Source organism: Arsenicicoccus dermatophilus (genome assembly GCF_022568795.1).
Classification (GTDB): domain Bacteria; phylum Actinomycetota; class Actinomycetes; order Actinomycetales; family Dermatophilaceae; genus Arsenicicoccus; species Arsenicicoccus dermatophilus.
In genome coordinates this window covers 1547789-1572714 of record NZ_JAKZHU010000001.1, presented here as the reverse complement: position 1 = coordinate 1572714, position 24926 = coordinate 1547789, and the positions used below count along the sequence as shown (strand labels likewise).

Below are 24926 nucleotides of genomic sequence, written 5' to 3'. Positions count from 1 at the left end.
CCTCGGCCGGGCCGTCTCACCGCCGCTCCCGGCCCCGCTCGCCCATGGGTCGCTGCCGTCGCCCGTCGTCCTCCGGCCCCAAGCCGCCCTGGCAGGTGGGGCAGTAGAACATCGCCCGGTCCTGGGGTGGCTCGCCGATCGTGCTGAGCCGGATCGTCCCGTTGCAGCGCCGACACTCGCGCCCGGCCCGCCCATGAGCCCACAGCTCCTGTCCCGGCGCGTCGATGCCGGTCGAGACCGACCAGCGCCGCTCCCTGCACCCGTCGACGAGCCGCTGCACGTGGGTGGCGATCTCCCGGAGTCGATCCGCGCCCAGCACCGCCACCGGCGTCCACGGCCACACCCGCTCCAGGAAGAGCACCTCGGCGTCCCACATCGTCCCGACCCCGGCCAGGTTGCGCTGGTCGAGCAGGGCGGCGCCGACGTGCCGGTCGGGATCGGCGAGCAGGTTGGCGACCACGCGGTCCGGGTCCCAGTCGGGGCCCAGCAGGTCCGGGCCCAGGTGGCCGACGAGGCGCGGCTCGTCACCGGTGCGGACCAGGTCCATCATCCCGAGGCGCAGGCCGAGCGCGGTCGCGGTGGCGCACCCCAGCACCGCCCGCACGTCCGGGTCGCGCAGCTGCCGCAGAGTCAGGGCGGCCGGGTCGTGGACCCGCCAGGAGCCCTCCATCCGCAGGTGGCTGTGCAGGGTGAGACCGCCATCCAGCCGGTGCAGCAGGTGCTTGCCCCGCGAGACCACCTCGATCGTGGTGCGTCCCCGCAGGTCGCAGGTGGCGAGGGAGGGCCAGCGCAGGTCGCAGTCGGTGACCACGTGGCCGGCCAGCCCGCGGTGCAGGCGGCGTGCGGTGCGCCATACGGCATCTCCCTCGGGCATGCGGCGATCCTGCCACGGGTGGTGGCCCCTGCCGCCTTCTGCGAGCCTGGCCGTACGACGACCCTCGCGCCGCAGGACGCCCTCGTGGCGGGGTGCTGCAGCTCGTCCACGACGTCCCCGCCCGCGGCAAGCTCGCGGAACCACCGGTGCGAGGTCTCCGCGTCACCGGCCCCCAGGAGGGCCGGCATCAGGCCCTCGGAGCGGACGGGGCGCTCGCCCTCGGCGACGGCGGCACCGTGGATCGTCGCGGGCCCGCGCAGCACCCCGTGACCGATCGCGTCGAGGGGCTCGTCGGTGCGCTGCATGTCGGCGCGGGTGCGCAGGACGAGCTCCCCGTCAAGATCCGGTGATAGGTCGTCATGGCCTCCCGGCAGGTGCCCGGGAAGAGGACGTAGGGCCTCGGTGCACTCGTGCGGACAGGGTCGACATGTCCCCGACGGCACCGCAAGGGGGACGCGTCCGGCCGGGACGGACCGACGCAGGCTGCCGCACCCCGGCAGACGTCAGCCGTCGGCGGAGCGGGCGAGGTAGACCCGCTCCTGACCGGGCCGGTCCGCGGCCTCCCGACACGCGACCACGCTCAGCCCGGCCTGCCGCAGCAGATGGCGGTTCTCCTCGTCGTCGCGGAAGCGCACGGTCGAGTCCGAGTCGATCCGCTCGCCCCCGGGGAGCTCGTAGCGCCAACGGAACCGCACGAGCGGCAGCGTCACGTCGAGGAGCTCGCGTCGCTGCCGCACCAGACCGACGCCGGCCACCGTCCAGCTCGCCTCGAAGGGAGCTGCCCACCCCTCCCAGGCGCGAGCCTCGGGCCGCCGGGTCTCGAAGGCGAACCGCCCGTGCGGGGCGAGCCGGTCCCGGACCGCAGCCAGGGTCGTCAGCCACTGTGCGTCGTCCAGGAAGACCTGCGCGACGTTCCCGGTCATCAGCGCCAGGTCGACGAGATCCGGCGGGGCCGTCGTGACCGGGCCGGCGTGCCAGGTGACCCGGTCGGCGCCCGGCTTGCCGCGGGCCACCTCGAGCGAGGCCACGGCGGGATCGACGCCCGTGACCCGGGCCCCGCCCGCGGCAGCCAGCACCGCGAAGGTCCCGGTCCCGCACCCGATGTCGAGCACGGTCCGGGCTCCCAGCTCGTGCATCAGCGCGAGGTAGGGCGCCAGGTCGGTCCGGTCGCCTTCGAAGGTGTCGTAGAGCGGGGCGAGACGCGGGTCCGCGAAGAGAGGATCGGGCACCCGCCGACGCTAGGACGCCGGCCGCCCCACGGCCACCGGGTTTCCGGCACGGGTGGGCGGTGGCTCACCGGCGCAGCCGCAGACCGCGCGGCGTGTGGTGGAAACCCGCGTCAGCGAGGGCCTGGACGAGCGGGTGACCCGAGCCGAGCAGGTCGGCCCCGTCGGCCTTCTCGACGCTGAGCCTGCCGAGCGCGCCGCGGTGGACCGCTGCCGCCAGGGCGCGGGCGGCGGCCCCCAGGTCGCCGGTGCCCTCGGTGAACGACAGGAGGGTCTTGCCGCCGCGCTCGACGTACAGCACCAACCGGCCCTCGACGAGGACCACGAGGGCACCGGCCTTGCGCGCCGGCCGGTGGCCGCCTGCGTCGTCGGCCCGCTCGGGCCAGGGCAGGGAGGCGCCGTAGACGTTGGCGGGGTCGGTCGCGGCGAGCACCAGACCCTCGGGCTCGGACGGCGGCCGGGACGCCGTCCCCCGCCGGGCCGACACCGACCACGAGTCGCCCAGGTGCGCCAGGGGACTCGCGGGAAGGGCCGCGGCGGCCTCCTCCAGGGGGTGGCTGGAGGCCCGCAGGCGGTCCACGGCACCGGTGGTCGCGAACTGCGAACCCCCCAGTCCCTCCACGAAGTAACCCCTCCGGACGCGGCCCGTCTCCTCGGCGGCGGCGAGCACCTTGTAGACCGCGGCGAAACCGCCGGTGACCTCCTCGGCGACGGCGCTGCCCCGGGTGACCACGCCGTAGCGGTCCAGCAGCAGCTCCGCGGTGGCCCAGGCGCGCACCGTGGGGTCCGGGTCGATCGCAGGCAGCAGGCTCCACCGCCCCACCCCGCGCGGGTGGGTGGGCGCCACGACGGCGCTCGCGGGCCGGGCCAGGCCGCTGCGGCCGCGGAGGGACCCCAGCGTGCCGCGCCGGGTCCGTCCGGTGGTGCGCGCGGCCGGCCGGGTCTTGTGCGCCGACCGGCCACCGGAGAGCAGTCCTCGCAGCGGGGCAAGGGTGTCGCCGCTGACGTGGCCCGCCCAGACCAGCGCCCACAGGTCGTCGACCAGGCCCGGAGCCACCGACCGCCCGGTCGCGCCGGCCAAGGAGGCGAGGAAGTGAGCGCCCCCGGCCTCCAGCACCGCCAGCAGCTCCTGCTGCTCGGGCGTGAGCGTGGCATCCGGGTCGGGTGGCGCCAGGGTGAGCGCGGCCGCGTCGGCGAGGTGCAGCGAGACCCAGCCGTCGTCGCCCGCCGTCGCGCCGTGGCCCTGCCACACCACCTCACCCGCGGCGGCCAGCTCGTCGAGCATGGCGGGGGCGTAGTCCGGCACGCGCGCGGGCAGCACCAGCGTCTCCAGCGCGCTCGCGGGCAGCAGCGCGCCGGTCAGCTGCTCGACCGCCCGGACCACGGCGTCGAGCCCGTGGCTCCGGTCGCCGATCCCGTGCCAGGCGGGGACGAAGCGGGCGAGGTCCTCGGGCGGCACCGGCTCCACCTCGGCCCGCAGCGCCGCCAGCGACCGTCGACGCAGCAGCCGCAGCACGCCGGCGTCGGCATACTCCTGCCCGTGTCCGCCGCCGAGCTGCTCGGGCAGCAGCTCGCCCTCGACCACCTGGCCGCTGCTCACGAGCCGTGCCAGGGCGTGCGACGCCACCGAGACGCCGAGGCCGAAGGTTTCGGCCAGGGCCTGGGCGGTGAACGGGCCGTGGGTGCGGGCATAGCGGTGGACGAGGCCGGCCAGGGGATCGTCCCCGCCGGCGAGCAGTGCGTCGGCGACCCCCACGGGGATGGCGCACCCCAGGGCATCCCGCAGCCGGCCGGCGTCCTCGACCACGGCCCAGCACTCGCGATCGGCGATCCGGACCGAGATCACCCGCCGGGCGTCGGCCAGCCCGCGCAACCAGGCGTCCGCCGTCGTCAGGCCCGGCTCGGCTCCCTCCGCGTGCTCGCAGCGGGCGGCCACCTCCGCGGTGGTGAGCGGGCCCACCACCCGCAGCAGGTCGGCGACGGCCTCGGCGTCGCGGCAGCGGCGGTCCGGCGAGAGCCGTTGCAGGTCGGCCTCGGTCGCGGCGATGACCTCAGGGTCCAGCAGGTCGCGCAGCGCGGCGCCCGCGTCGGTCCCCAGCAGGTCCGAGAGCAGCCCGGCGTCCAGCGACAGGGCCGCGGCGCGGCGCTCGGCGAGCGGCGAGTCACCCTCGTAGAGGTACTGCGCGACGTAGCCGAACAGCAGGCTCCGGGCGAACGGCGACGGCGAGGGCGTCTCCACGTCGAGCACCCGCACCTCCCGGGACCGGACCCGGGCCATCAGCTCGACCAGGCCGGGCACGTCGAAGACGTCCTGCAGGCACTCCCGCACCGCCTCCAGGACGATCGGGAAGCTCGGGTAGCGGCTCGCGACCTCCAGCAGCTGGGCCGAGCGCTGCCGCTGCTGCCACAGGGCCTGCCGCTTGCCGGGGTTGCGGCGGGGGAGGAGCAGGGCCCGTGCCGCGCACTCGCGGAAGCGCGCGGCGAAGACCGCCGACCCGCCGATCTCCTGGGTGACGATCTCGTGCACCTCGTCCGGGTCGAGCAGCACCAGCTCCTGCAGCTCGCGCGCCCAGTCCCGGCGCGCTCCCGACTCCTCGTCGTCGCCGTAGGGGTCCAGGTCAGGCACCCGCAGGATGATCCCGTCGTCGGCGTTCATCGCCTGCACGTCGTAGCCGTACCGCTCGCGGAAGCGGGCGGCGATCGCCAGGGCCCAGGGGGCGTGCACCTGCTGGCCGTACGGCGAGTGGACGGCGATCCGCCAGTCGCCGATCTCGTCCCGGAAGCGCTCCACCACGATGGTGCGGTCGTCAGGCACGGCCTGGGTCGCCTCGCGCTGCTCGCCGAGATACCCGAGCAGGTTGTCGGCGGCCCACTCGTCCAGCCCGTCGCCGGCGAGGCGGCGGTGCGCGTCGTCGGTGGGGAGCCCGACGAGCTCGCGCACGTAGGCGCCGACCGCGGCTCCCAGCTCGGCGGGGCGGCCCAGCTGGTCGCCCTTCCAGAACGGCAGCCGCCCGGGCTGGCCGGGCGCCGGCGTGACCAGGACCCGGTCGTGGGTGATGTCCTCGATCCGCCAGGCCGTGGACCCGAGGGTGAACACGTCACCCACCCGCGACTCGTAGACCATCTCCTCGTCGAGCTCGCCCACCCGCCGCCCCGGGCCGTCCCCGGTGGCGAGCATCACGGCGTACAACCCGCGGTCGGGGATGGTGCCGCCGCTCGTCACGGCGAGCCGCTGGGCCCCCGGCCGGCCGGTGAGCGTGTCGGTGGTGCGCTCCCACACGATCCGGGGCCGCAGCTCGGCGAAGTCGTCGCTCGGATAACGGCCGGACAGCATGTCCAGCGTGGCCTCGAGGACCGTGCGGGGCAGCGAGGCGTATGGCGCAGCCCGGCGCACCAGGGCCTCCAGGTCGTCGACCGTCCAGTCGTCGACCGAGCACATGGCGACCACCTGCTGGGCGAGCACGTCGACGGGGTTGGTCGGGATCCGCAGCGACTCGATGCCCCCGGAGCGCATCCGGTCGATGACCACGGCGGTCTGGACGAGGTCGCCGCGGTGCTTGGGGAAGAAGACGCCCCGGGACACCGCACCGACCTGGTGACCGGCGCGGCCGACACGCTGCAGGCCGCTCGCCACGGAAGGCGGTGACTCCACCTGCACCACCAGGTCGACGGCGCCCATGTCGATGCCCAGCTCCAGCGAGCTGGTGGCGACGACGGCGGGCAGCCTGCCGGCCTTGAGCGCCTCCTCGATCTCCGTGCGGTGCTCCTTGCTGACCGACCCGTGGTGGGCGCGGGCGAGGACGGGCGCGGCCCCGGAGCTGTGCCCGGCCTGGCCCATGAGGTGGGCGGGCGTGGTGCCGCCCGTGAGCCGGGAGGGCGCCGGGAGCCCGTCCGCGGCGGGGGCGGTCAGGTCCTTCGGCATCCGTCCGACGGGCTCGACCAGCGGCGCGAGCCGGTCCGGCGGGCCCGCGTCCGCGGACGTGCCCGACTCCTCGTCGAGACGCTCCTCCCACACCTCGTTGAGGCGCGCGGTCAGTCGCTCGGCCAGCCGCCGGGAGTTGGCGAAGACCAGCGTGGAGCGTTGCTGCGCCACCAGGTCGACGACGCGCTCCTCCACGTGCGGCCACACCGAGGAGGCTCGGCGGGGGTCCACCTCGCCGGGCCCGTCCAGGTCGACCTCGGCCGCCCCCAGGTCACCCAGGTCCGGCACGGGGACGACCACCTGCAGGTCCCACTCCTTGGTGGACGGCGGCTGCACGACGGTGACGGGTCGGCCGCCGGCGAGGAACCGGGCGACCTCCTCGACCGGCCGCACCGTGGCACTGAGCCCCACCCTCGTGGCGGGCCGGTCGAGGACCGCGTCGAGGCGCTCGAGGGTGAGGGCCAGGTGGGCGCCACGCTTGGTGCCGGCCACGGCGTGCACCTCGTCGAGGATGACCGTCTCCACCCCGCGCAAGGACTCCCTCGCCTGGGAGGTGAGCATCAGGAAGAGCGACTCGGGGGTGGTGATCAGCACGTCGGTCGGGCGGCGCTGGAAGGCGCGACGGTCGGCCGTGGGGGTGTCTCCGGACCGGACCGCGACGGTCACGTCCGGGCGGGGGAGACCGAGCCGGTCGGCGGCGTGCCCGATCCCCACGAGGGGGGAGCGCAGGTTGCGCTCGACGTCCACGGCGAGCGCCTTCATGGGTGAGACGTAGAGCACCCGGCAGCGGCGCAGGGGCTCCTCGGGCAGGGGCTGGGAGGCCACCTGGTCCAGGGCCCACAGGAAGGCGGAGAGAGTCTTGCCGGAGCCGGTGGGGGCGACCACCAGGGTGTGCTGCCCCCCGGACACGGCCTCCCACGCCCCGGCCTGCGCGGTGGTGGGCGCGGCGAAGCTGCTCCGGAACCACGCCTGGGTGGCGGGGGAGAAGCGGTCGAGGACGTCGGTGGTCATGATGCGCTCAGCCTGCCACCTGGGTCCGACATACCCCGGGAGCGACGGACCGCCCCGGCCTCCGGAAGGAGACGGGGCGGTCCGTCGAGGCGTGGTTCAGCTGCCCGGAGCTCAGATGCGGCGGTCGTTGTGTCCGTCGAGGTCGCCGTCGCGAAGGTCGTCGCGCAGACCGTTCGCACGGGTGGCGTCGGTGGTGCGGGCGTCGGTCGCGAGGTTCTCGTGCTCGGAGACGTGGCCGCGCGTGACCTTGGTGTCGTGGTCCGGCGCGATGCGCTCGGTGTGCGCGGAGCGGACGTCGTGGCGCTCGACCACGTGCTCCTCCTTGCGCTTCTTGGGCATGAGGCCGGCGAGACCGAGCAGACCCAGCAGGCCCCACAGGCCGGTCTTGTCGGACTCGGTCGTGGTGGTGGTGGTGGTCACCTTGGTGCTGGTGGTGGGGGTCGGCGTCGCGGTGTCGGCGTTGGCGGCGGCGGCGGGGGCCAGCACGAAGGTCGCGGCGATGGCGGTCGTGGACATGAGCTTGCGCATGAGGATTCCTCTCGTCGAGCTGAAGTCTGTGGGTGACTGGTGCAGTCAGGGTCAGTGGCGGGCGGTGGCGTTGGTGGCACCGCTGCGCGAGGTGGCGGTGTGGCGACGGTCGTCGACGGCCTTCTTGCCACGGACGAGACCGGCCAGGCCGAGGGCGCCGAGCAGACCGGCGAGACCCCAGTTGCCGGTGTCGTCGTCGGCCTCCTGGCTGTCCGGGACGTTGTCCTCGGCCACGACAGCGGCGGTGACGCTGTGTGCCGGGGCCATCGCCTGGGCAGAGGTAGCGCTCAGACCGAGGCCGGCGGCGCTGATCGCCGCGGCGGTGCCGACGCGGATCATGATGGGACGCATGGTGTTCCTTTCGCAGGACGTCGTTCGAGGAACGAGATGCCCCATGGTGTGCCTGTCTCAAACCCCCGAAGCGATGCAACACGATGTGACGCACATCACGGTATTTCAGGGGGCATTGTGGTTAGTCCCTACAAAAGCCCAGGTCAGCGGCGTATCCGATGGTCTCGGAGAGTGACCTCGCGGTTAGCCCGAAAGAGGGTCTCGTTGCAGGCTTGTGACCTGCTGGGAGAGGGTGTAGCGCATGCGGATCTCTGAGCTCCGGCGACTGATGGTGGACGAGTTCGGGGAGCGGTATGCCGGATCGGTCGCCGCCGACCACCACCTGGCGGCGCTGGGCGGCCGCACCGTCGACGAGGCGGTGGCGGCCGGCCAGGACCCCCGGACGGTGTGGCTGGCCCTGTGCGACAGCGTCGGCATCCCCGAGTCGCGCCGGCTGGGCAAGGACCGGCCGCTGCGGCGCGACGGCCGGATCGACTGAGGCGCCGGCGATGCACACCTCCAGGCCGGACTGGGACGAGTACTTCATGGGGATCGCGGCTGCGGTCTCGGTCCGTGCGGACTGCCGCCGGCGTCAGGTCGGCGCGGTCATCGTGTCGGGAGACCGGCGCGTCATCTCGACGGGCTACAACGGCGCCCCCTCGGGTCACCCGGGCTGCCTCGAGGGCCACTGCCCCCGCGGTCTGCTGTCGTATGACGAGGCGCGCGAGTTCACCGACTACGACAGCGGGCCCGGGCGGTGCGTCGCGGTGCACGCGGAGGCCAACGCGCTCCTCTACGCCCGCGCCGACTGCCGGGGCTCGACGGCCTACGTCACGGCGCGCCCCTGCCCGACCTGTCGCAAGCTGCTCGCCGGCGCCGGGGTGCTGCGCGCCCTGCACCCCGGGGCGGACGGCGCGCTGGTCGTCGACGACCTGTCCCGCCCGCTGTCCCTCTGACCGGGGCTCGCCGACGCACCCGCCGCCGGTGGTGGGCCCTCGCGACCCCGGACGGGTGGCGTGTCGAGGCACGCTCTCGAACGGATGTTCGGTAGCTTGGTCCACAGGTGCCGCACCCCGTGCAGCGCTCTCCACAGGCCCTCGGGCCCAGGGAGGGTCTGTCAGTGGTGGCGCCTAGCGTCTGACCCGAGACATTCCGTCGCGGGTTGCCGGTGGGCGCGACCCGATCACGAGACCCAAGGACACACCATGGCGACCACGACCCAGAGCAAGACCTCCAAGTCCGCGAGCGCGGACCCGCAGGACGCGAAGTTCCAGGCTTTGTCCGCGGTTCTCGGTCAGATCGAGAAGTCGCACGGCAAGGGCGCGGTCATGCGCCTGGGCGACGACCAGCGACCCCCGATCCAGGTGATCCCGACCGGGTCGATCGCCCTCGACGTGGCGCTCGGCGTGGGCGGCCTGCCGCGCGGGCGGGTCATCGAGGTCTACGGCCCCGAGTCCTCCGGAAAGACCACGGTGGCGCTGCACGCGGTGGCGAGCGCCCAGCGTGCGGGCGGCATCGCGGCGTTCATCGACGCCGAGCACGCCCTCGACCCGGACTACGCCAAGAAGCTCGGCGTCGACACCGACGCGCTCCTCGTGTCCCAGCCCGACACGGGCGAGCAGGCGCTGGAGATCGCCGACATGCTGATCCGCTCGGGTGCGCTGGACATCATCGTCATCGACTCCGTCGCCGCGCTCGTGCCCCGGGCCGAGATCGAGGGCGAGATGGGTGACAGCCACGTGGGTCTGCAGGCCCGCCTGATGAGCCAGGCCCTGCGCAAGATCACCGGTGCCCTCTCCCAGAGCGGCACGACCGCCATCTTCATCAACCAGCTCCGCGAGAAGATCGGCGTCATGTTCGGCTCGCCCGAGACGACCACGGGTGGAAAGGCGCTGAAGTTCTACGCCTCGGTGCGCCTGGACGTGCGGCGGATCGAGACCCTCAAGGACGGCTCCGACGCGGTCGGCAACCGCACCCGCGTCAAGGTGGTCAAGAACAAGGTGAGCCCGCCGTTCAAGCAGGCCGAGTTCGACATCATCTACGGCGAGGGCATCTCCCGCGAGGGCGGCCTGATCGACATGGGCGTCGAGCAGGGCTTCGTCCGCAAGGCGGGTGCCTGGTACACCTACGAGGGCGACCAGCTCGGCCAGGGCAAGGAGAACGCCCGGCAGCACCTCAAGGAGCACCCGCAGATCGCGGACGAGATCGAGCGCAAGATCAAGGAGAAGCTCGGCATCATCAAGCCGGCCGACGTCCCGGTCTCCGAGCTGGCCACGGCCGAGCCGCCCGTCGAGTTCTGAGCCGTATGCCGCACGACCACACCGGACCTCCTGGCAGGGGGCGGCGTCGTGGGACGACGACCCGCCCGCGGTGCGTCCGCGGGCGGGTTCGCCGTCCCCGGCATCGACAGGGTCGGCCGGATCCGAGCCGACGCCCGCGGCACCCGATCGGTTGGCGCGCGCTCGCGAGGCGCTGCGGCTGGCCGAGTCCGGGATCCCCCCGGAGCAGGCGCCCTGGGCCTGGTCGTCCCCGGGCGCCTCGCCGCCGGCCCCCGCCGCTGCCGGGCGGGCGTGGGCGGGGCCGGCGCCCGCTCCTGGGCCCGTCCCCACCTCGGGGTCGACGACGGCGCCCCACCCTGCGGACGCCTCGGCCCAGGAGGCCGAGGCGTCCGTCGGACCCGGTCGTGCCGGGGTGCCCGACTTCCTCCCGGCCGATGTCGCCCCCGCGACCTGGGAGGACCTCGGAGCCGCCGACGCACCCGACTCGCCCGCCCCCGGCACGGCCCGGGTCGGCGGGGGCGGAGGAGCGGACCGCCGTGGTGGGCGAGGGACCCGACGCGGGCGCCCGGCGCAGGAGCCGCCCCACACCGGCGCGGCCGCGGTCGACGCCGAGCCCGACCACGAGGACGTGGCCAGGCAGATCGTGCTGCGACAGCTCGCCATGGCCTCGCGCAGCCGGGCCCAGCTCGCGGCCAAGCTGCGGCAGCGGGACTGCCCCGAGGACGTCATCGAGCGGGTGCTGGACCGGATGACGGAGGTGGGGCTCGTGGATGACGAGGCGTACGCCGGCATGCTCGTGCGCACCCGGCAGGCGACCAAGGGTCTGGCCCGACGTGCCCTGGCCCACGAGCTGCGGACCAAGGGCATCGACCAGGAGCTGGCCGTGGCCGCCCTGGAGGAGATCGACCCGGACGAGGAGCGTCGGGTCGCACGCCGCCTCGTGGACAAGAAGCTCCGCACCATGGGCGGGCTCGGCGCCGACGTCCAGACGCGGCGGCTGGCGGGGATGCTCGCGCGCAAGGGCTACTCCGGGGACGTCGCCTACGCGGTCATCCGCGACGCCATCGCGGACGCTCCCGAGCACCGTCGCGACTGATCCTGGCGGCCCGGCCGGGCCCCTGTGGCCCGGGCGATCCCGCGTCGGACGGGGTGCGGGGTCCCGGGACCGGGCCGGTGCCGGCTACGGCACGTCCACGATCTCCTTGCCGTACGGGAAGAGGGTCACCGGGATGAGCTTGATGTTGGCGACAGCCAGGGGGATCCCGATGATCGTCAGGGCCTGGGCGACGGCGGTGATCAGGTGGCCCAGCGCCAGCCACCACCCGGCGATCAGGAACCATACGAGGTTGGCGACCCCGGAGACGGGACCGGCGTCCTCGGTCGGGACCACGGTGCGACCGAAGGGCCACAGCGCATAGCTCGCCATCCGGAAGGACGCGACCCCGATGGGGATCGTGATGATGAACAGGCAGGCGATCAGGCCTGCCAGCAGATACGTCGCCCACAGCCACACACCGCAGAAGACGAACCAGATCAGGTTGAGCAGGGTGCGCATGGGCTCCTCCGTGGGTCAGGGTCTGTTCCGCTGCGACGGCGCCCCCGGGGCGGAGGTTCCTGCCGCGGCCCGTCCCGTCGGTGTCGGACGGTCTCCCGCTCTCCTCGGCGCCTGCGCGAGCGCCACCACGCAGGTGACCAGGACTTCACCGAAAGTCCACGAAGCAGGCGGGACGAGGGACGCAACGGCCGTGGTGGGTGGGACGGTGCTGACATCTTCACCCGACCGGCCTATCGTCGGTCCATCGCACCCGTCTGCATCAACGGGTAACCCACCCCCTGTGAGGTATGAATGCGCACCCGACTTCTCGTGGCGGGCCTCGCCGCCGCCGCGGCCTTCTCCGGCGGCACGGCCACCGCGAGCCCCGCCGTCACGGACCCCACTCCCGTGAACCCGTCGATCGTCGGCGGTCGCGACGCCACGGAGACCTATCCCTGGAACGTCGTGTGGGGAGAGTTCTCCAACGAGTGCGGCGGTGCCCTGATCGCGCCCGGGTGGGTGCTCACCGCCAAGCACTGCACCGTCGGCGCCCGACTGGAGAAGTCCTGGGTCCGGATCGGTTCCAAGGACTGGTCGACCGGTGGCGAGACCGTCAAGCCTTCCTCCTGGATCAAGCACCCCACCTTGGACGTCGCGCTGATGAAGCTGCAGACCAACGCGTCCTCCGCCGTGGCACCGATCACTGCTCTGCCGCCCGTCGGCACGGATGCCCGTCTCGTCGGCTGGGGCGCCATGTCCGGCGCCGACCACAAGAGCCCCAAGCTCCTCCAGGAGCTGGACCTCAAGGTCGTCGACAACGCCCAGTGCTCGGACGGCGGCATCAAGGGCGACTCGGAGTTCTGCGTCGCCACCGCCGCCGGCATGAGCGGGGCCTGCGTGGGTGACTCCGGCAGCCCGGCCATGCAGAAGGTCGACGGTCGGTGGACGCTTCTGGGCGTCACCAGCCGCGGCCCGAGCGACTGCGCGCAGGGCGGATCGATCTACACCAGCGCCTCGGCGATCGCCCAGTGGATCAACGAGAACGCCGGCACCTCGATCCCGGTCCCCACGCCGGCGCCCACCCCCACCCCTACGGCCACGCCGACCAGCACCCCGACCGCGACGCCCACCTCCGCTCCTACGGTCACCCCGACGAGCTCCTCGACCGCGACGCCCACGGCCACGCCCACGGCCACGCCGACCAGCACCCCGACCGCGACCGCGACGCCGACCAGCACCCCGACCGCGACGCCGACCCCCACCAGCACCTCTGGCCCGGTCGTCATGCGGCCCGGTGACACCCGCGCCGGCCTGTCCGCTGCCCGCGGCGCGCGCACCGACGTCGTGGTCGAGATCCCGGCGGGCCGCCCCGTCACGATCGCGACCTCCGGCGGCACCGGCGACGCCGACCTCTACGTCAAGAAGGGCGACGTGTCCTTCCCGACCACGACCGACTACGACTGCCGCCCCTACCGCTACGGCAACGTGGAGCGGTGCACCTTCGCCTCCCAGCGCACCGTGGCGCGCTACCGGGTCTCCCTGCTCGGGTTCGCCGGCTTCAGCGGGGTCACCCTGCGGATCAGCTGACGGCTGCCGCCTCCCGGACCTGACGGCCGCGGCACCCCCACGAGGCGGGTGCCGCGGCCGTCGTCGTCCGGGTCTGCGGTCGTCCTGGCCACCCGGAGGCCGGCTGCTCGACCGCCCGCGGGCACGACCTAGTCGCCCTTGACGTTGACGACCTGACGCAGCGTGTGGCGCACCTCGACCAGCTCGCGCGAGTCGGCCATGACCTGGTCGATCGGCTTGTAGGCCGCCGGGATCTCGTCGATCAGCGCGGCGCTGTCGCGGAACTCGATGCCGGCCATGGCCTCCCGCAGCTGCTCCTGGGAGAACAGCTGCCGGGCACGGGTGCGCGAGTGCGCCCGGCCGGCCCCGTGCGGGCTGGAGTGGAGCGCCACCGGGTTGCCGAGCCCGCGCACGACGTACGACGCCGTCCCCATGGAGCCCGGGATCAGACCGGTCTCGCCCGCTCGCGCCGAGATGGCGCCCTTGCGCGAGACCCACACCTGCCGGCCGAAGTGGGTCTCCTGCTCGGTGTAGTTGTGGTGGGTGTTGACCAGCTCGCGCTGCTCCACCTCGCGGTCGAGCCACCGTGCGACGCACGCGACGACCCGGTCCATCATCTCCTCGCGGTTGAGCAGGGCGAAGGACTGCGCCCAGCGCATCGCGCGGATGTAGGCCCAGAACTCGTCGGTGCCCTCGACGAGGTAGGCCAGGTCGCGGTGGGGGAGCGAGACGTAGGCCCGCCGGCACCACTCCTGGGCGACCTTGATGTGGTGCTGGGCGATCTTGTTGCCGACGCCACGCGACCCCGAGTGCAGGAAGATCCAGACCTCGTCGGACTCGTCGAGGCACAGCTCGATGAAGTGGTTGCCCGAGCCGAGGGATCCGAGCTGCATCCGCCACTGTCCGGCGTAGGAGTCCGGGTCGACGTCGTCGCGCTCGGCCTGCGCCTCCAGCTGCGCGACCCGAGCCTGGGTGTGCTCGTGGGTGATCCGCTTGTTGATGCCGCCCTTGGACGCGGGCACGACGCGCTCGATGTCGAGCCGCAGCGGCCGCTTGTCCGCGGGGAGGTCGTCGGCGGTCAGCTGGGTGTGCAGGGCGATCATGCCGCACCCGATGTCCACGCCCACGGCGGCGGGCATGACCGCCCCGAGCGTGGGGATGACGGACCCGACCGTGGCGCCGAGGCCCAGGTGGGCGTCGGGCATGAGTGCGATGTGCGGGTGGATGAACGGCATCGTCGAGCTGACGATCGCCTGCTCGCGGGCGCCGTCGTCGAGCTGGGAGGCCCAGCTGACGAGCCGCTGGGTGATCTTCTCCACGGCCTCTCCCTTCTCTGCAGGGGCCGTCCGGATCGGCGACCGCCGCAGAGTCTGCCCGGCGACGAACCGGTTGCGCACCTGCGTTTCCAGGATGTGCGCCGCAGCGGCCGGGCTCGCTCGTGGGGTGGCGCCGACCCGGCTGCGATACTCGACACCATGCTGCTGATGCTGACGTCCACGGCCACGTCTGCCACCGACCTCGGCTTCCTGCTGCACAAGCACCCCGACCGGGTCCAGAGCACGACGTTGAGCGTGGGGCGGGCCACGGTCTACTACCCCGAGGCGACACCCGAGCGGTGCACCGTGGCTCTGCAGGTCGACGTCGACCCGATCGCCCTGGTGCGCCGACGCGGCATCAAGGCGCCGCCGGGAACGCTCGGGCAGTACATCAACGACCGGCCCTATGTCGCGGGCTCGATGATGTCGACGGCGATCGCCCAGGTCTTCAAGACCGCCATGAACGGCCGGTGCGACGCCTGCCCCGACCTGGTCGGGCAGGCGCTGCCGCTGACGGTGCGGGTGCCGGCCATGCCATGCGGTGGGTCGCGCGAGCGATCCGGACCGACGCTCGTGCGCGCGCTCTTCGAGCCCCTGGGGTGGCGCGTCGAGGCCACCACGACCCCGCTGGCCGGGGACGACGCGGCGCTCGACTGGGGTGATGCGCCCGCGGCCGACGTGACGCTCACCGGCGACCACCGCCTCGCCGACGCGCTCACCCACCTCTACGTCCTGCTGCCGGTGCTCGACGGCTCCAAGCACTACTGGACCACCTCCGACGAGGTCGACAAGCTGCTGCGTCGCGGCGAGCGCTGGCTGCCCGGCCACCCCGAGCGCGAGCTCATCACCCGCCGCTATCTCGGGCTGCGGGGTCTGGTGGACGACGCCACCGCGCGACTGACGGAGCTCGACGGCAGCCGGGACGACGCGGATGCACCCGAGGCGCCGCCGGTCGCTGCGCCGCTCAAGGAGATCCGCCGCACCACCGTCCTGGACCTGCTGCGGCGCCTGGGGGCGCGCACGGTGGCCGACGTCGGCTGCGGCGAAGGCTTCTACCTGCGCAGCCTGCTCGCCGACCCGACCTTCGCCCGCGTGATCGGCGTGGACGTGTCGGCCCGCGAGCTCGACCGCGCCGAGCGCCGGCTGCACCTGGACCGCATGCCCGACTCCGTCCGAGAGCGGCTGACCCTGCGCCAGTCGTCGGTGACCTATGTCGACGACGCGCTCGCGGGGCTCGACGCGATCCTGCTCGTCGAGGTGATCGAGCACGTCGACCCCGAGCGGCATCCCTCGCTGGAGGCCGCCGTGCTCGGCCAGGCTCGTCCCCGGCACGTCATCGTCACGACGCCCAACCGCGAGCACAACGCGGTCTACGGCCTCGGGGAGGGGGAGCTGCGCCACCCGGACCACAGGTTCTAGTGGACGCGCGCGGAGTTTCGCGCGTGGGCGCAGCGCGCGGCCGCTGGTCACGGCTACGCGGTCGAGCACCACGACGTGGGGGAGGCCGACCCGGTGGCGGGGCCACCGACCCAGCTCGCGCTGCTCACGCGTACCGCCGCACCGGCCGCCGCGGCTCCCACCACCACGGCTGCCGACCCCGCCGCCGTGACCGCCACCGCTCGCACCGAGGAGGCTCGCCGTGGCTGAGATCCACGTCCCCGAGCTGTCCCTCGTCGTGCTGATCGGCGTCTCCGGATCGGGCAAGTCCAGCTTCGCCCGCGAGAAGTTCGGGCCCTACGAGGCGGTCAGCTCCGACACCTGCCGGGCCCTGGTCTGCGGCGACGAGAACGACCAGTCCGCCTCCGCCGACGCCTTCGAGCTGCTCCACCACCTCGTCGGCACCCGTCTGCGCCGCGGGCTGCTCACCGTCGTGGACGCGACCAGCACCCGCAAGGAGGCCCGCGCCGACCTGGTCCGCGTGGCCCGCGAGCACGACGTCCTCCCGGTGGCGATCGTCCTCGACGTCGACCCGTCGGTGGCGATCGAGCGCAACCGCCACCGCCCGGAGCGCGACTTCGGCGAGGGGCCGGTGCGTCGCCAGCACCGCCAGCTCAAGAGCTCCCTGCGCGCGCTGCAGCGCGAGGGCTTCCGCCAGGTCACGGTCCTGTCCTCGGAGCAGGAGATCGCCGGTGCGAGGATCGTGCGGGATCGGCTGCTCAACGACCGCACCGACCTGCACGGGCCGTTCGACGTGGTGGGCGACGTCCACGGCTGCCTCGACGAGCTGCTCGACCTGCTCGACGTCCTCGGTTACGTCATCACCCGGGACGAGCGGGGCGGCCCGTCGACGCGACCCACCCCGACGGGCGCACCCTGGTGCTGCTCGGCGACCTGGTCGACCGGGGACCGGACTCGGTGGGCGTCCTGCGCCTGGCCATGGGCATGACGGCGGCGGGGCACGCGCTCGCCATACCGGGCAATCACGAGGCCAAGCTGGTGCGAGCCCTCGACGGGGCCAAGGTCACGGTCAGCCACGGCCTGGAGACGACCCTCGCCGAGATCGAGCGGGCCGGCGTGGACGACCCGGACCTGCGCCGCCGCATCCGCGACTGGTGCTACGGGCTCGTGTCGCACCTGGTGCTGGACGACGGGCGACTCGTGGTCGCGCACGCCGGGCTCAAGGAGGCCTACCACGGCCGTGCCTCAGGGCGGGTGCGCTCGTTCGCGCTCTACGGCGACACGACGGGCGAGACCGACGAGTTCGGCCTGCCCGTGCGCTACCCGTGGGCCGAGGACTACCGCGGCCGCGCCAGCGTGCTCTACGGCCACACCCCGACGACGCGACTGGAGTGGGTCAACGGCACGCTGTGCCTCGACACCGGCGCGGTCTTCGGCGGGCACCTGTCGGCGCTGCGCTGGCCCGAGCGCGAGACGGTGCAGGTGCCCGCGCGCGCCGTGCACTACGAGCCGGCCAGGCCCCTCGCGGCGTCCGGGCGCGCGGCCGACGAGCTGCGCCTGGAGGACGTGCTGGGCGTGCGCTCGATCGAGACCGAGGACCTCGGCCGGGTCACGATCTCCCCGCAGGACGCGGCCGGGGCGCTGGAGGTCATGAGCCGCTTCGCGCTGCCCCCGGTCCACCTGCCCTACCTGCCGCCCACGATGTCGCCCGTCGCGACCTCACCGCTGCCGGACGTGCTGGAGCACCCTGCCGAGGCCTTCGGGCAGTACCTCACCTGGGGCGCCGACCGGGTCGTCTGCGAGGAGAAGCACATGGGCTCGCGCGCCGTCGTGCTCCTGCACGAGGGCGGCGACGTGGTCTACACCCGCACCGGGCGCGCCTTCTTCGCCGCGGAGCAGCAGGTCGAGCTCACCCGCAGGATCCGTGTGGCGGCCCGCGCCGCCGGCCTCTTCGACGAGCTGGGCACCGACTGGCTCCTGCTCGACGCCGAGCTGCTGCCCTGGTCGGCCAAGTCGGAGCCGCTGCTGCGCGAGCAGTACGCCCCGGTGGGTGCTGCCGCGCGGCTGACCCTGCCGGTGGAGGTCGAGGCTCTCGAGGCGGCGCAGGCGCGCGGGCTCGACGTCGGCGAGGCGCTGGCCACGGCCCGGGCCCGCCGTGACGCCGCCGCGGCCTACGACCTGGCCTGGCGGCGCTACGTGTGGCCGACCGACGGCATGGCGGGGGTGCAGGTCGCGCCGTTCCAGGTGCTGGCCGCGCGCGGTGCGACCTTCGAGCGGCGAGATCACCTGTGGCACCTGGCGATCGCCGACCGGCTGGTCGAGGCCGACCCGGAGTTGTTCCGGTCGACGCGGCGCCTGGTGGTGGACGTCGCCGACCCGGACTCCGTCGCCGAGGGCACCGCCTGGTGGGAGGACCTGACCGCCGCGGGCGGGGAGGGGATGGTCGTCAAGCCTGTGGCCAACCTGTCCCGCACCGCCCGCGGGGCGCTCATGCAGCCGGGGCTCAAGGTCCGCGGCCGGGAGTACCTCCGGATCATCTACGGCCCTGACTACACCCGGCCCGAGCACCTCACCCGGCTCAAGGACCGCAGCCTCGGCACCAAGCGCTCCCTGGCCCAGCGCGAGTACGCCCTGGGGCTGGAGTCGGTGCGGCGGTTCGTGCGCGAGGAGCCGCTGTGGCGGGTGCACGAGGCGGTCTTCGCCGTGCTCGCACTGGAGTCCGAGCCCGTCGACCCGCGCCTGTGAGCGCGGGCGACGCAGGCACGCAGGGGCCGCGGGCCTCCGCGCTGCCGGGAAGCTGCGGAGGGGGCCAGACCACCACGCACGCTGGTCGTGGGGTCAGGCCCGGTCGCTCGGCTCGCCTATCCTGGTCCGCACGATGAAGACCTACGACGTGCGCACCCACGGGTGCCAGATGAACGTGCACGACTCCGAGCGCCTGGCGGGTCTGCTCGAGACCGCCGGCTACGTCGACCTCGCGAGCCTGCCCCTCGACCAGCGCCCCGAGACCGCGGACGTGGTGGTCTTCAACACCTGCGCGGTGCGGGAGAACGCCGACAACAAGCTCTACGGCAACCTCGGCCAGCTGCGCCCGGCCAAGCTGCGCAACCCGGACCTGCAGATCGCCGTCGGTGGCTGCATGGCCCAGAAGGACCGCGACACCATCGTTCGCAAGGCCCCCTGGGTCGACGTGGTCTTCGGCACCCACAACATCGGCTCGTTGCCCGCCCTGCTCGACCGGGCCCGGCACAACCAGCAGGCGCAGGTCGAGATCCTGGAGTCCCTGGAGACCTTCCCCTCGACGCTGCCGACGCGCCGTGACTCGGCCTATGCCGGCTGGGTGTCGATCTCGGTGGGCTGCAACAACACCTGCACCTTCTGCATCGTCCCGAGCCTGCGCGGCAAGGAGCAGGACCGACGCCCCGGCGACATCCTGGCCGAGGCCCGCGCGCTGGTGGAGCAGGGGGTCGTGGAGATCACCCTGCTGGGGCAGAACGTCAACTCCTACGGCGTGGAGTTCGGCGACCGCGGGGCCTTCGCCAAGCTGCTGCGGGCGATGGGCGAGGTCGAGGGTCTGGAGCGGGTGCGCTTCACCAGCCCGCACCCGGCGGCGTTCACCGACGACGTGATCGACGCGATGGCCGAGACGCCCAACGTCATGCCGAGCCTGCACATGCCGCTGCAGTCCGGCTCGGACCGGGTGCTCAAGGAGATGCGCCGGTCCTACCGCTCGGAGAGGTTCCTGGGCATCCTGGACCGGGTCCGGGCGCGGATCCCGCACGCCGCGATCACCACCGACATCATCGTGGGCTTCCCGGGGGAGACCGACGCGGACTTCGAGGAGACCTTGCGCGTCGTCCAGGCGTCACGTTTCTCGTCGGCGTTCACCTTCCAGTACTCCATCCGCCCCGGCACCCCCGCCGCGACGATGGCCGACCAGGTGCCCAAGGCCGTGGTGCAGGAGCGCTTCGACCGGCTCGTGCAGCTGCAGGACCAGATCTCCTGGGAGGAGAACCGGCTCCAGGAGGGGCGCACGGTCGAGGTGCTGATGGCTCCCTTCGAGGGCCGCAAGGACACCGAGACGGCCCGCATGTCGGGCCGGGCCAAGGACAATCGTCTGGTCCACCTCGCGGTGCCGGAGGGCGCCGAGCGCGGTCGTCCGGGCGACGTGGTCGAGGTCGACGTGACGTATGGCGCGCCGCACCACCTGGTCGCGGACGGCGCCCTGTCGGGCGGGACCTACCGGGTGCGCCGGACCAGGGGCGGCGATGCCTGGGCCGCGCTGCAGGACGCCCCCGTGCCGGGCAAGCCCGCCGTGGCGCTGGGCATGCCGTCGATCGGCCGGCCCGAGACCACGCAGGCCGCCGCGGGGGCCTGCGGCGCCGGCGGGTGCGCCTGACCGGCATACGGCCGAGAGAGGTCCAGTGGCCTCCCGCGAGAGGCCACTGCCGGCGGGCGCACGGGAGCCCGTTCGCCCGCAGCGATGGCCCCTGGTGCGTGGTGGGGGGTCGGCTCAGCCGGGCATCCCGCTGTCGGTCACGGCCCCCGTGCCGGTGCCGGCGTCCGTGGAGCCGGTGATCCCGGCCTCGCCCATCTGACCATGTGCGCCGTCGGCGGAGGCATGCTCCAGGTCGGTCTGGCCGGGAGCGGCCTCGGCGGCGGCCTCCTGCGCGGCGCGGGCGCCCTCGGGCCGCTGCTCGTCGGACACCTGGGTCATGTCGATCTCCTTCGTCGGTGCGGGTCAGGGCCTTCACCCCAGGCGGACGTCCCGGGGATCGAGGTGATGGGGCGAGGCCGCCGCCCCCGCAGGGACGACGGCCTCGGCCGGTCGGACGTCGGGGGAGGCGGTGGGCCTCATCCCACGATCGTCACTGGCTGTTGTCGCCGACTCGCTCGTCGGCGGCACGCTGCGCCATGTCGATCTTCTCGGAGTACTCGCCGCCGGTGCGCGAGTCGAGCACGTCGCCGGCCCGCTCGATGCCCTGGTCGGAGAGCTGCTCCACCTTGTCGGGGTGCCGCTCCATGGCCTCGGTGGCCTTGTCCTTCAGGTTGTCGAACATGCTCATGCGGCAACTCCTTCCGTGCGGGGACAGGTCGACCGCCGCAGCGGCCTCGGCACCACCATGACGCACTCGGCCCGGGTTTGCACATCCCTTCTGGGAGGATCGGCGTATGACGGACCCCGCAGCACCCCCCGTGGTGGCCGTCGTCGGCGCCACCGCCACCGGCAAGTCCGACGTCGGGGTCGAGCTCGCCCGGCGACTCGGCGGCGAGGTGGTCAACGCGGACGCCATGCAGCTCTACCGCGGGATGGACGTGGGCACCGCCAAGCTCACGCCGGCCGAGCGGCGCGGGGTCGCGCACCACCAGCTCGACGTCCTGGACCTGGTCGACGAGGCGAGCGTCGCGGCCTACCAGCGCGAGGCGCGCCGTGACATCGACGCCATCCGGGCTTGCGGGGGCGTCCCGGTCCTCGTGGGCGGCTCGGGGCTCTACGTGCGTGCGGCGCTGGACCTGCTCGACATACCGCCGACGGACCCGGCCGTCCGCGCCCGGCTGCAGCAGGAGGCCGAGCGGCGCGGGCTGCCCGTGCTGGTCGAGCGGCTGCGCGTCCTGGACCCGGTGGCCGCCGAGCGGATCCTGGCGACCAACGCCCGCCGCGTGGTGCGGGCCCTGGAGGTGATCGAGCTAACGGGCCGACCCTTCAGCGCCAGCATGCCCGAGCGCACCCACCGCCTCCCGACCGTGATGATCGGGCTGCGCGCCGACCGCGCGGTGCTGGACGAGCGGCTCGCCGCCCGGGTCGCGCGGATGTGGGAGCAGGGCCTGCTCGACGAGGTGCGGATGCTGGAGCCGCGGGGATTGCGCGAGGGGCGCACCGCGGCCAAGGCGATCGGCTATGCCCAGGCCCTCGGTCAGCTCGACGGGCGCCTGGACGAGCAGCAGGCCCAGGAGGAGACGACCGCGCTGACCCGCAGGCTCGCCCGGCGCCAGGAGGCGTGGTTCCGCCCCGACCCCCGGATCCGGTGGCACGACACGACCTCGGTGCTGACCGGCGATCGGGCGCCCGCGGAGCTGCACGAGCAGGTCCACGCGGACCTGCTCGACGGCATCGCGGCGCTCGGGGGAGACTGGGCACCATGACGACTCGCGCGCTGCGCTTCACCAAGGGCCACGGGACCGAGAACGACTTCGTCCTCCTCCCGGACCCGGACGGCTCGATCTCCCTGGCGCCCAGCGAGGTCGCGCGCCTCGCGGACCGGCGGGCGGGGCTCGGCGGCGACGGTGTGATCCGGGTGGTGCCGACCGCGCTGGCGGGTGTCCCCGAGGTGCTGGACCAGGCCGCGGAGGCGCACTGGTTCATGGACTACCGCAACGCCGACGGCTCGCTGGCGCAGATGTGCGGCAACGGCACCCGCGTCTTCGCGGCCTACCTGCGGCGCGAGGGTCTCGAGCGGGCAGGGGAGTTCGCGATCGCGACCCGGGCGGGGACCAAGCGGGTGCGGGTGTCGACCGGTCCGGACGGCGAGGAGCTGTATGCCGTCGACCTCGGCCCCTGGCGCCTCGCCGAGCCGGACGTCGCCGCGCGGGACGGCTCGGACGCCCTGGTCAAGGTGGACGACCACGAGGCGGTGCCGGCGCTGTCGCTCGACCTGGGCAACCCGCACACCGTGGTGGTGCTGCCGGACGGACGCGAGCTCGACGACCTGGACCTGACCCGGGCGCCGCACGTCCAGCCGGCGCCGCTGGAGGGCACCAACGTGGAGTTCGTCAGCCCGCTCGGCGACGGCCACCTGCGGATGCGGGTGCACGAGCGCGGGGTGGGGGAGACCCGCTCCTGCGGCACCGGTGCGGCGGCGGCGGCGCTGGCGGTGCGCTGGTGGGCCGGGGTGCGCGAGACCGGTGACGTATGGCGGGTGGACGTCCCGGGCGGCACCGTGCACGTACGTCCCCTGCCGGAGGGCCGGGTCGAGCTCAGCGGGCCGGCGGCGCTGGTCGCGGACGGGGTCGTCCGCCTCTGACGGGCGACCTTTTGGCGGCCCGACCAATGACTGAAGGTGATCGGGTTGCCGCGGGGAGTCCTGCTCCGGAGCATTCTCGTGCAGAGTGGGCGACCGGGGTCGAGTGCACATCCGCCATGCCCTACGGTAGGTCCGCTGCGCGCGCGACCTGTGCGCGTGGGAGAGAGCCGCATGGTGCTCTTTCCGGTTTGGATACTTGGAGGTTTGCGTGCCGGAGCAAGCTGCTCAGAGGCCGCCTTCGCGCCCTGAAGCCGTCATCGGCTCCACCGTCAAGCACGAGGTGGCTTTCTGCGGCCCCCTGGGAGTCGGCAAGACGACTGCCGTACGAGTGAGCTCGACCATCGACGCGGCCAGCACGGAGGTGCCGTGGAACGAGGCGCCGGCGATGCCGACGACTCCCAAGCGCACCACCACCGTCGGCATCGACTACGGCGAGTGGTCCAGCGAGGACCTGGGCTCGGTGGCCATCTACGGCACCCCCGGGCAGGCGAGGTTCGACCTGACGCGAAAGGGTGCTCTTCACGCCCGTTGTGCCGTGGTGCTGTGGCTCTACGGGCAGAATGACTACGCACTCGGCGAGGCCCGGGAGTGGATCGAGTACATCTCTCGCGGCGTCCCCGACGTGCTCCAGCGTCTGACCGTGGCGGTCACCAGGCTCGATCTGCCCGACAGTCCCTTCGAGCTGAAGGACTTCCGTGGTCTGCTGGACGAGTTCGACCCCGGCATCCGCCTGGTGGCCGCCGACCCTCGTAAGGCTGAGGACGTGCGCCAGGTGGTTCGCACCGCTCTGCTCAAGCTGGAGGAAGGATGACCCCGCAAGCGCAAGGAAGTCTGCCCGGCGTCGCCCCTGAGCTGCGGGAGGACTGGGATGCCTGGTCGCACCTGCTCGGCGCCGCCATCTCTCCTCGCCTCGAGCGCCTGTACGACTCCCTCCCCACGCTCATCGGGGCGATGGCGTGCACCGGCGACGGCCTCAACATCGCGGCGGTGGGGGTGGATGTCAGTCAGGTCGGCAAGGTCGCGGCGCTCAGCAGCTCGGTCTTCGCGGTCGCCGCGGCGCACCGGGAGGCGATGAGCCCGGGTGAGGACGTCAGCTCCACCATGGTCAACATCGGCGGTGCGGACTTCCAGTGCGTCCTGCAGCGCCTGGACGTCGCTCACCTCGGACAGCTCCTCTTGGTCGTTGCGGCTCGAGATGTCACTCTAGGGGTGCTCCTGGTCGCGACCCGATCGGTGGGCGAGGACATCAGGCGCTACCTGGAAGGTCACGCATGACACGAGCTTCAGGCCACGAGGGGGGCGAGACTGCTCCGCTTCGTGGCCGACTGGCACGTTGGTGGAACGCCGGCATCGCCCCCGCCCATCACCAGGCAACGCAGCCTGCCCGCACCCCCGGTCAGCTCGTTGCGCCACCCCCCGAACCGCCTGCCCGGCTCCACGGTCCTGGCCACGGCACGGCGTCGCCCGATCTGCGGGCACCAGGAGGAACAGGACCGGACAACCCGGAGCCGAAAGGCACGTCAGAGCCACCCGGCTCAGAAGGAGCAAACATGGCTGACTACAACGCCATCATCGATCAGGTCGCTGCGGACATCAATGGATTCATGGGTGCCTCGATCGTCGATCTGTCCAGCGGCATGACCCTGGCCGCTCGGAGCGACCGCCCCAACTTCGATCTCGAGGTTGCGAGCGCCTACAACTCCGAGATGGTCAAGGGCAAGTACAAGACCATGCGCGCCCTGGGCATCGAGAGCGAGCTCGAGGACATGCTCCTGACCCTGGGTGACCAGCTTCACCTGATCAAGACGATCAACGACGAGACCTTCCTGTACCTCGCCGCGGAGAAGGACAAGACCAACCTCGCCCTGATCCGCACCACGGTCAAGCAGGTGTTCGCCAAGAACGGAGTTCGATCGTAAC

The 24926-nt window shown here is 73.2% G+C and carries 25 protein-coding genes; 16 read left to right on the top strand and 9 right to left on the bottom strand.

Annotated features, from left to right (window positions below):
* Positions 1–16: 16 nt before the first annotated feature.
* Complete coding sequence (locus tag MM438_RS07335; protein ID WP_241451844.1) at positions 17–874, bottom strand: DNA-formamidopyrimidine glycosylase family protein; 858 nt, start codon at positions 872–874, stop codon at positions 17–19.
* A 92-nt stretch (positions 875–966) separates the two neighbouring features.
* On the opposite strand from MM438_RS07335, the gene MM438_RS07330 reads away from it, so the two are divergent.
* The gene (locus MM438_RS07330; RefSeq protein ID WP_241451843.1) at positions 967–1224 is read left to right on the top strand and encodes a hypothetical protein; all 258 of its coding nucleotides are present in this window, start codon (positions 967–969) and stop codon (positions 1222–1224) included.
* 153 nt (positions 1225–1377) lie between these two features.
* Here the strand turns inward: MM438_RS07330 and MM438_RS07325 are convergent, their stop codons facing one another.
* From MM438_RS07325 to MM438_RS07310, 4 genes are all read right to left on the bottom strand, one after another.
* The gene (locus MM438_RS07325; protein ID WP_241451842.1) at positions 1378–2103 is read right to left on the bottom strand and encodes a class I SAM-dependent methyltransferase; all 726 of its coding nucleotides are present in this window, start codon (positions 2101–2103) and stop codon (positions 1378–1380) included.
* 64 nt (positions 2104–2167) lie between these two features.
* Positions 2168–7033 carry an ATP-dependent helicase gene (locus MM438_RS07320; protein WP_241451841.1) on the bottom strand — a complete coding sequence of 1622 codons (4866 nt, stop codon included), beginning with the start codon at positions 7031–7033 and terminating at the stop codon, positions 2168–2170.
* 111 nt (positions 7034–7144) lie between these two features.
* The gene (locus tag MM438_RS07315; RefSeq protein ID WP_241451840.1) at positions 7145–7561 is read right to left on the bottom strand and encodes a WGxxGxxG family protein; all 417 of its coding nucleotides are present in this window, start codon (positions 7559–7561) and stop codon (positions 7145–7147) included.
* Between the two features lie 51 nt (positions 7562–7612).
* Positions 7613–7912: a WGxxGxxG family protein gene (locus MM438_RS07310; protein WP_241451839.1), complete on the bottom strand. Its 300-nt coding sequence runs from the start codon at positions 7910–7912 to the stop codon at positions 7613–7615.
* Positions 7913–8153: 241 nt separating this feature from the next.
* Here MM438_RS07310 and MM438_RS07305 point away from each other — a divergent pair, with 241 nt between their 5' ends.
* The 4 genes from MM438_RS07305 to MM438_RS16720 all read left to right on the top strand — a co-directional run bounded on the left by MM438_RS07305 (position 8154) and on the right by MM438_RS16720 (position 11266).
* Positions 8154–8390, top strand: coding sequence for a DUF3046 domain-containing protein (locus MM438_RS07305; protein WP_241451838.1), 237 nt, complete (start codon positions 8154–8156; stop codon positions 8388–8390).
* Positions 8391–8400: 10 nt separating this feature from the next.
* The gene (locus tag MM438_RS07300; protein WP_241451837.1) at positions 8401–8847 is read left to right on the top strand and encodes a deoxycytidylate deaminase; all 447 of its coding nucleotides are present in this window, start codon (positions 8401–8403) and stop codon (positions 8845–8847) included.
* An 84-nt stretch (positions 8848–8931) separates the two neighbouring features.
* Positions 8932–10191: a recombinase RecA gene (gene recA / locus MM438_RS07295; RefSeq protein ID WP_407568115.1), complete on the top strand. Its 1260-nt coding sequence runs from the start codon at positions 8932–8934 to the stop codon at positions 10189–10191.
* Between the two features lie 151 nt (positions 10192–10342).
* Positions 10343–11266 (top strand): regulatory protein RecX, encoded by a 924-nt coding sequence (locus tag MM438_RS16720; RefSeq protein ID WP_338155524.1) that lies wholly within the window; start codon positions 10343–10345, stop codon positions 11264–11266.
* 84 nt (positions 11267–11350) lie between these two features.
* Here MM438_RS16720 and MM438_RS07285 read toward each other — a convergent pair whose 3' ends face one another.
* Positions 11351–11725 carry a YccF domain-containing protein gene (locus MM438_RS07285; protein WP_241451835.1) on the bottom strand — a complete coding sequence of 125 codons (375 nt, stop codon included), beginning with the start codon at positions 11723–11725 and terminating at the stop codon, positions 11351–11353.
* Between the two features lie 291 nt (positions 11726–12016).
* Here MM438_RS07285 and MM438_RS16275 point away from each other — a divergent pair, with 291 nt between their 5' ends.
* Positions 12017–13291, top strand: a complete 1275-nt coding sequence (locus MM438_RS16275; RefSeq protein ID WP_277627937.1) for a trypsin-like serine protease — start codon at positions 12017–12019, stop codon at positions 13289–13291.
* A 128-nt stretch (positions 13292–13419) separates the two neighbouring features.
* Here the strand turns inward: MM438_RS16275 and MM438_RS07270 are convergent, their stop codons facing one another.
* Entirely contained in the window at positions 13420–14589 is a 1170-nt protein-coding gene (locus MM438_RS07270; RefSeq protein ID WP_241451834.1) for an RtcB family protein, read from the bottom strand.
* Between the two features lie 156 nt (positions 14590–14745).
* Here MM438_RS07270 and MM438_RS07265 point away from each other — a divergent pair, with 156 nt between their 5' ends.
* The 5 genes from MM438_RS07265 to miaB all read left to right on the top strand — a co-directional run bounded on the left by MM438_RS07265 (position 14746) and on the right by miaB (position 20383).
* A complete protein-coding gene (locus MM438_RS07265) occupies positions 14746–16005 on the top strand; it encodes a 3' terminal RNA ribose 2'-O-methyltransferase Hen1 (protein WP_338155523.1) in 1260 nt (419 codons plus the stop codon).
* A 75-nt stretch (positions 16006–16080) separates the two neighbouring features.
* Positions 16081–16233, top strand: a complete 153-nt coding sequence (locus tag MM438_RS16715) for a hypothetical protein (RefSeq protein ID WP_338155522.1) — start codon at positions 16081–16083, stop codon at positions 16231–16233.
* Complete coding sequence (locus MM438_RS16710; protein ID WP_338155521.1) at positions 16226–16972, top strand: AAA family ATPase; 747 nt, start codon at positions 16226–16228, stop codon at positions 16970–16972. The genes MM438_RS16715 and MM438_RS16710 overlap by 8 nt, the downstream gene beginning before the upstream one ends.
* A complete protein-coding gene (locus MM438_RS07260) occupies positions 16903–18729 on the top strand; it encodes a polynucleotide kinase-phosphatase (RefSeq protein ID WP_338155520.1) in 1827 nt (608 codons plus the stop codon). Before MM438_RS16710 ends, MM438_RS07260 begins: the two co-directional genes overlap by 70 nt.
* A gap of 133 nt (positions 18730–18862) precedes the next feature.
* Positions 18863–20383, top strand: coding sequence for a tRNA (N6-isopentenyl adenosine(37)-C2)-methylthiotransferase MiaB (miaB, locus tag MM438_RS07255; protein ID WP_241451833.1), 1521 nt, complete (start codon positions 18863–18865; stop codon positions 20381–20383).
* Between the two features lie 114 nt (positions 20384–20497).
* Here the strand turns inward: miaB and MM438_RS07250 are convergent, their stop codons facing one another.
* Positions 20498–20701: a hypothetical protein gene (locus tag MM438_RS07250; RefSeq protein ID WP_241451832.1), complete on the bottom strand. Its 204-nt coding sequence runs from the start codon at positions 20699–20701 to the stop codon at positions 20498–20500.
* Between the two features lie 151 nt (positions 20702–20852).
* Positions 20853–21050 carry an antitoxin gene (locus tag MM438_RS07245; protein WP_241451831.1) on the bottom strand — a complete coding sequence of 66 codons (198 nt, stop codon included), beginning with the start codon at positions 21048–21050 and terminating at the stop codon, positions 20853–20855.
* A 106-nt stretch (positions 21051–21156) separates the two neighbouring features.
* On the opposite strand from MM438_RS07245, the gene miaA reads away from it, so the two are divergent.
* From miaA to MM438_RS07220, 5 genes are all read left to right on the top strand, one after another.
* Positions 21157–22128 carry a tRNA (adenosine(37)-N6)-dimethylallyltransferase MiaA gene (miaA, locus tag MM438_RS07240; protein WP_241451830.1) on the top strand — a complete coding sequence of 324 codons (972 nt, stop codon included), beginning with the start codon at positions 21157–21159 and terminating at the stop codon, positions 22126–22128.
* Positions 22125–23006 (top strand): diaminopimelate epimerase, encoded by an 882-nt coding sequence (gene dapF, locus MM438_RS07235; RefSeq protein WP_241451829.1) that lies wholly within the window; start codon positions 22125–22127, stop codon positions 23004–23006. The genes miaA and dapF overlap by 4 nt, the downstream gene beginning before the upstream one ends.
* A 328-nt stretch (positions 23007–23334) precedes the next feature.
* Positions 23335–23817: a hypothetical protein gene (locus MM438_RS07230; RefSeq protein WP_241451828.1), complete on the top strand. Its 483-nt coding sequence runs from the start codon at positions 23335–23337 to the stop codon at positions 23815–23817.
* Positions 23814–24281 carry a roadblock/LC7 domain-containing protein gene (locus MM438_RS07225; RefSeq protein ID WP_241451827.1) on the top strand — a complete coding sequence of 156 codons (468 nt, stop codon included), beginning with the start codon at positions 23814–23816 and terminating at the stop codon, positions 24279–24281. Before MM438_RS07230 ends, MM438_RS07225 begins: the two co-directional genes overlap by 4 nt.
* Positions 24282–24556: 275 nt before the next feature.
* Positions 24557–24925, top strand: coding sequence for a hypothetical protein (locus MM438_RS07220; RefSeq protein ID WP_241451826.1), 369 nt, complete (start codon positions 24557–24559; stop codon positions 24923–24925).
* Position 24926: the final 1 nt, after the last annotated feature.